The organism is Photorhabdus kleinii, assembly GCF_025384885.1.
Lineage (GTDB): Bacteria > Pseudomonadota > Gammaproteobacteria > Enterobacterales > Enterobacteriaceae > Photorhabdus > Photorhabdus kayaii.
Window position 1 is genome coordinate 1 of record NZ_JAJAFY010000158.1, and the last position, 640, is coordinate 640.

The window sequence follows — 640 nt, forward strand, 5'->3', positions numbered from 1 at the left end:
GAATTGGTCACTTTGTATCATCATGGCGAGGTCGTCGCCATCCATCCCCGGCAACGCCACTCTGGTTACAGCACCCAGGAAAAACATATGCCAGCGGCCCACCGCCATCAGGGGAAATGGACGCCAGAAAGCCTGATTGAATGGGCTTCCATGGCAGGAGAGCACGTCAAAGCCTATGTGACCCATATTCTGGAGACCCGCTCCCATCCGGAGCAAGGATATCGTTATGTGCTTGGCGTGATAGGATTATACAAACGTTATGGCTATGCCCGTCTCGACAAGGCCTGCCAGCGTGCGCAGGCCACGGGAATTTATCGGCTGAAAGGACTCAAATCCATTCTCGAAAAAGGACTGGATAAACACGCCATTGTGCCAACACCGGCCTCGGATCCCCTTGCTGAACTTGACCACGATAATGTGCGTGGCAGCCATTATTACCACTGATAAAGGAAATGCCTGATGAATACCCTTTATGAACATCTCACTTGTCTTAGGCTCTCCGGTTTTCGTGATGCCCTGCGCCAGCAAGTTTCGTTGCCTTCTTCGTATAACGAACTGGGCTTCGAAGAACGTCTATTGTTGCTTGTTGAGGAGGAACTGACTCACCGTGAAAACCAGAAAGCCGACAGGCTCATCAAGC

At 51.6% G+C, this 640-nt stretch carries 1 protein-coding gene and 1 pseudogene; both read left to right on the forward strand.

What is annotated here, in order from left to right; all coding sequences use genetic code 11:
* Positions 1-150 precede the first annotated feature (150 nt).
* Positions 151-444: a hypothetical protein gene (locus tag LG003_RS23150; RefSeq protein WP_262981779.1), complete on the forward strand. Its 294-nt coding sequence runs from the start codon at positions 151-153 to the stop codon at positions 442-444.
* Positions 445-459: 15 nt separating this feature from the next.
* Positions 460-640, forward strand: a pseudogene (locus tag LG003_RS23155) (ATP-binding protein); the annotation flags it as partial.